Consider the following 5,993-nt stretch of genomic DNA (forward strand, 5'->3'; position numbering starts at 1 on the left):
TCAATCGCTTTGCGAATTTGACCAGAATGACCACGTGAAGGTGGCTGATAAGAACGCATCTTCACTTTTTCAGGATATTCGTACGCAAATTTTTCTGCAGGATTTGTCGCATCTTTAGGAATATCGACTACAACAGGGCCAGGGCGCCCACTTGAAGCGATATAAAATGCTTTTTTGATAATTGCAGGAATTTCGCTTGCGTGACGAACCTGGAAGCTATGTTTCACGATCGGACGTGAAATACCCACCATATCAGTTTCTTGGAAAGCGTCTTCACCAATAAGATGTGATGCAACCTGGCCAGACAAAATCACCATTGGGATTGAGTCCATATAAGCTGTTGCAATTGGAGTCACAGTATTAGTTGCGCCAGGTCCAGAAGTGACCAGTACTACGCCAGTCTTACCTGTAGCACGCGAGTAAGCATCTGCCATATGACCAGCAGCTTGTTCATGACGTACGAGGTAATGATTAATTTTGTCTTGTTGAAATAGCGCATCATAAATATGTAATACAGCGCCGCCTGGATAACCAAAAACATGTTCAACGCCTTCGTCCGCAAGAGCACGAACGAGCATTTCACCACCAGATAAAAGTTCCAACGTGATTCACCCTAAAATCTTTATCACTATTTATGGAAGGCACAAATAGTGTTTCATTCATTGAATTGTCTGCACTGTTATAGCACACATATTGTCTAGTTTTCGTTGCAATAGAAAAATTTCTGTTTTTCAGCCGTATAAGCTTTTTTAACATTAATAAAGCATGTCTGGATATACATACTTTAAGTAAAATCAATCTCTCGGCTAGAGAGAATGTCTATTACAAAACATGACGGTTATTCGAAGGGTGATCAAATAATCGCATATAAAACTAAAGGAAGCATTTTTGTTGTTTAATTCACTAAAGTCAAGATTAAAGAAAAGGTTTTTCCATAAAAAATTTTAGCTGCTTCTTTTTTAATCTAAAATTGAATCGTAAATTTGGTAGTTCTAACCTCTATTTATTAAAAATAATTCTTCTTTTTTATATAAAACCATGCATTGTAAATTGCTTATTTCTGAACTTTATTTAAATATAGCCAGCTTTCTTTGGGGAATATCTAATATGAATTTATCTTATTTAAAAACAAGCTTATATACGGCAGTTGCAACAGTGATTTTAGTTTGCTCAAGCCAAAGTCAGGCACAGCAATATTACAAATGGATGGATAAAAATGGCTCCACCCATTACACCACGACTCCACCACCTAAGAGTGCAAAACATTTGAACAAAGTTTCAACTTACGGCAGCCAATCATCCGTAAAAAATTCGACACCTTCCCCAGAACAACAATCTCAAGATAAAACAGATAAAGTAGTGCAAGAGGCAACTAACGTCGCACAGGAAAAAAATGCACCCGCAGTAGCTGTTCCACCTGTAGCTTCTACCCCATCTGCTCCAACACCGCGATAAGTAAAATGAGAGTGGTGAATATTTTCATCACTCCTCTATTATTTAAAATAAAGAAGAATAGATTGAGAAATGTTTATTGCTCATATTAAAAGATAAAATCCTGATCTAAAAACTGACATTTCCTGTTATTTTGCGCTATGCTGTGCAGCAATCTTTCATTTCAATTTTCGTTGTATAGCTTACGTCTATGACTATTTCTCACATTGACCCCGAATATCAAGCAAACACGATTGAACCATCAGTTCAACAAGATTGGGAAAATCGTAAAGTCTTTAAAGTTGCCGACACTGTCGAAGGTAAACATCGTTACATCCTGTCAATGTTTCCTTACCCAAGCGGCAAGCTGCATATGGGGCATGTGCGTAACTATACAATTGGCGATGTAATTAGCCGTTTTTACCGTTTAAAAGGTGAAACTGTATTACAACCTATGGGTTGGGATGCATTCGGTTTACCTGCTGAAAACGCAGCAATTGCCCATAAAGTTGCTCCGGCAAAATGGACATTTGAAAACATCGCTTACATGCGTGACCAATTAAAAAAATTAGGTCTATCTGTAGACTGGGATCGCGAATTCGCAACTTGTACACCAGAGTATTATCACTGGGAACAATGGCTATTTGTTCAGCTTTATAAAAAAGGCCTGATCTACCGTAAACTTTCAACAGTAAACTGGGATCCGGTTGACCAAACAGTTTTAGCAAACGAGCAAGTTGAAAATGGTCGTGGCTGGCGCTCAGGTGCATTGGTTGAAAAACGTGATATTCCAATGTATTACTTCCGTATTACTGACTATGCACAAGAATTATTAGACGATCTAGACACCTTACAAGACGGCTGGCCTCAACAAGTGTTGACCATGCAACGTAACTGGATTGGTCGCTCTACAGGCATGGAAATTACTTTCCCATCTGCCAATACTGAAATCTATGCTGATGGTTTAACTGTTTATACAACACGTGCCGACACGCTAATGGGTGTGACATATGTTGCTGTTGCAGCAGAACACCCTCTCGCGCTTAAAGCTGCTGAAAACAACCCTGAATTGGCTGCATTTATTGAAGAGTGCCGCATGGGTTCAGTTGCAGAAGCTGACTTGGCAACAGCCGAGAAGAAAGGCATGGCAACAGGTTTGTTTGTAAAACATCCTGTAACTGGTGAAGAGCTTCCTGTTTGGATCGCAAACTACGTATTAATGTCTTATGGTTCTGGCGCAGTAATGGCTGTACCAGCGCATGACGAACGTGATTTTGAATTTGCTAACAAGTTCAATTTATCAATTAAGCAAGTGATTGATGCAAAAGGTGCTGAAGATGCAGATTACTCTGCAACTGAATGGCAAGAATGGTACGGTTCTAAAGAAGGTAAACTTGTTAACTCTGGTGAGTTTGACGGTTTAGAATTCCAAGCTGCGTTTGACGCATTCCTTGCAAAATTAGAACCACAAAGTTTAGCAAATTCTAAAGTTCAATTCCGTTTACGTGACTGGGGTGTTTCTCGTCAACGTTACTGGGGTTGTCCAATTCCAATGATTAACTGTGATACTTGTGGTCAAGTCACAGTTCCAGAAGACCAGCTTCCAGTTGTATTACCAACAGACGTTGTTCCAGATGGTTCAGGTAATCCGCTGAATAAAATGCCTGAATTCTATGAAACTAAATGTCCTTGTTGTGGTGGCGATGCTCGTCGTGAAACAGATACTTTAGATACTTTCGTAGAGTCATCTTGGTACTATGCACGCTATGCTTCTCCAGACTTTACTGGTGGTATGGTTAAACCTGAAGCAGCTCAAAACTGGCTTCCTGTAAACCAATACATTGGTGGTGTTGAACACGCAATTCTTCACTTACTTTATGCACGTTTCTTCCACAAATTAATGCGTGATGAAGGTGTTGTACAAGGTAATGAACCATTTACTAACTTGTTAACTCAAGGCATGGTACTTGCAGATACGTTCTATCGTGAAGCAGAAAATGGCAAGAAAACTTGGTTCAACCCAGCTGATATTGAATTAGAACGTGATGAGAAAGGTCGTATTCTTTCTGCAAAATATTCAGGTGACGGCCAAGAAGTTGTGATCGGCGGACAAGAAAAAATGTCTAAGTCGAAAAATAACGGTATTGACCCACAAGCGATTATTGATCAATACGGCGCAGATACAGCTCGTGTATTCATGATGTTTGCTGCTCCACCAGATCAATCTTTAGAATGGTCTGATGCAGGTGTTGAAGGTGCAAACCGTTTCTTGAAACGTGTATGGCGACTTGTAGCTGGCTTCCTTGAAAAAGGCAACTCAGCGTCTACAATCGATACAGCTAATTTGTCTAAAGATGCTCAAGACTTACGTCGTAAAACACACGAAACTATTCAAAAAGTAAGTGATGATATTGAACGTCGTCATGCATTCAATACCGCGATTGCTGCTTTGATGGAATTGTTAAACGCAAGCAACAAGTTTGAAGCAAAAGATGACAATGACATTGCTGTAGAACGTGAAGCAATCACAACACTGTTAACTTTACTTGAACCGTTTGCACCGCATTTAAGCCAAACTTTATTGACTCAATTTGGTACTGATGTTACAGCAGCAACATTCCCTGAAGTTGATGCTTCTGCGTTAACACGTAATACGCAAACGATTGTTGTACAGGTTAATGGTAAACTTCGCGGTAAACTTGAAGTTTCTGTTGATATTTCTAAGGAAGATCTATTAGCTCAAGCTAAAGCTCTACCAGAAGTTCAACAATTCTTAACCGGACCAACAAAAAAAGAAATTGTGGTTCCAAATAAATTAGTTAACCTCGTGGTTTAATTAAAGTTATTAATGAGAGGATCAAGCATGCACTTAGCCAAACGTTTAGCCGCTGTTGTTTTAACCTTAGGCCTTAGTGCAGGCTTAGTCGGGTGTGGATTTCATTTAAAAGGAACCAACCCGACTGCGACTCCGCTTGTTTATAAAAAGTTAAGCCTTGAGTTACCGGCTAAAACTGATGATTTGGAAACGCAGTTAAAAGTGTATTTAGCTGCAAATGGTGTTCAACTCAGCAATGATAATGATGCCTACGTACTTCGTGTTTTAGAGTACACACCACGTCGTCAGCTTTTAAATGGAAAACTAACTGAAGTATTATTACGTTTGACCGTAACCTTCCAGATTGAAGATCGTCAGGGTAATAAAATTACTGAGCCACGCTCATTAACTGCATCTCGTAGTTATCAATATGACTTAGCAACAGTCAACACTGAAAATCAGCAAGAAAGTTACTTACAACGTATTGTAATTGATGATATTGCGCAGCAGATTACTCGTCAGATTTCAGCAAATCGCCTACCAAAAGCTCAGCCTTAATCTGTATTTTTACCAGCAATGAAAATTGATTATTTACAAGCCTTAAAACGTACTCCGGAAGCTCGGGGTGCGTGGATTTTGCATGGGCAAGAGCCTTTATTAGAACAAAATTTATTAGATGCCTTTCGAAAAAGCTGGCAACAACAAGAAGTTGAAAGACAGCGCTATGATATTAGTAGCGTAAGCGACTGGAAAAATGTCTTTAACGCACTTAATAGCTTATCGTTATTTTCTCAGCAGCTTGCTATTGAAGTACACGGCAATATAAAACCTGATGCAAATGGCTTAAAACAACTCAAAAGCTATATACAACATAATGAACATAACCTGCTATTAATTGTTTTACCCAAACAAGATAGTAGCAGCTTAAAATCTGCTTTTTTCCAAGTTGTTGAAGCAAATGGGGTTGTAGTTGCCCTCACGGCAAATTACCCACAAGATCGTCAAAGAATTTTATCTGCTGAAGCAGAGAAGCTTGAAATTCAACTCGACAATGATGCTTGGCAGTGGTTAATGCAACATCATGAGCACAATTTGCTTGCAGCTAAAAATAGCTTGATGCGTGTAAGAGATACATTTCCAGACCAACAACTGATTCAAATTGAACAATTATATGCGTGCCTACAAGATCAATCACGCTATACCACCTATGATTTAAGTGATGCATTATTAGAAGGCAACCTTGGCCAATCTATTAAGATTTTTCAATATTTAATTGCAGCAGGCGAACCCGATAGTCTGATTTTATGGACTTTAAGTAAAGAAATGCGCTTGTTAATGCAATTGTTTGAACAACCTCATAATGCCTTACAGCTCGGTATATGGAAAACAAAAGTCAGCTTATATCAACAAGCATTAAGAAGACTAAATCCACAACAGTTTTTAGGCTGGTCTACCCTTCTATTGCAAATTGATGCAGCAATTAAAGGAATGTCAAACGAAAATGCAGAACATTTAATGCAGCAAGCGATTGCTGAATTATGTGGAAAAACATTATTTATACACTAATTCGGCTCAATCATTTTTCTTCATTCCTGAAATATCATAAAAATTCACGTTTTATCCTCATTTCGCTTTTATACTAAATTAAATTTTAAACTTTTCGACCTCTCGCCATGCCAAAAATAAAGCCAATCAAACTTGTTATTATCATCGTCTGTATAGTCATTATTGCTCTTTTAGCCTGGAA

5 protein-coding genes are annotated in these 5,993 nt (G+C 38.6%); 4 read left to right on the top strand and 1 reads right to left on the bottom strand.

Features of this window, described 5'->3' with window-relative positions:
* Positions 1 to 602 (bottom strand): thiamine pyrophosphate-binding protein (locus UC75_RS21705; RefSeq protein ID WP_265597227.1); only part of this gene is annotated, 602 nt, incomplete at its 3' end.
* A gap of 505 nt (positions 603 to 1,107) precedes the next feature.
* Here UC75_RS21705 and UC75_RS13340 point away from each other — a divergent pair.
* From UC75_RS13340 to holA, 4 genes are all read left to right on the top strand, one after another.
* A complete protein-coding gene (locus tag UC75_RS13340) occupies positions 1,108 to 1,455 on the top strand; it encodes a DUF4124 domain-containing protein (protein WP_049837887.1) in 348 nt (115 codons plus the stop codon).
* A gap of 187 nt (positions 1,456 to 1,642) precedes the next feature.
* Positions 1,643 to 4,267 (top strand): leucine--tRNA ligase, encoded by a 2,625-nt coding sequence (gene leuS / locus UC75_RS13345; protein ID WP_049837888.1) that lies wholly within the window; start codon positions 1,643 to 1,645, stop codon positions 4,265 to 4,267.
* 27 nt (positions 4,268 to 4,294) lie between these two features.
* Positions 4,295 to 4,804 (top strand): LPS assembly lipoprotein LptE, encoded by a 510-nt coding sequence (lptE, locus tag UC75_RS13350; RefSeq protein WP_004794663.1) that lies wholly within the window; start codon positions 4,295 to 4,297, stop codon positions 4,802 to 4,804.
* Positions 4,805 to 4,822: 18 nt separating this feature from the next.
* Entirely contained in the window at positions 4,823 to 5,812 is a 990-nt protein-coding gene (holA, locus tag UC75_RS13355; RefSeq protein ID WP_049837889.1) for a DNA polymerase III subunit delta, read from the top strand.
* Positions 5,813 to 5,993 lie beyond the last annotated feature (181 nt).

This window comes from Acinetobacter sp. V2, assembly GCF_001188385.1.
Classification (GTDB): domain Bacteria; phylum Pseudomonadota; class Gammaproteobacteria; order Pseudomonadales; family Moraxellaceae; genus Acinetobacter; species Acinetobacter oleivorans.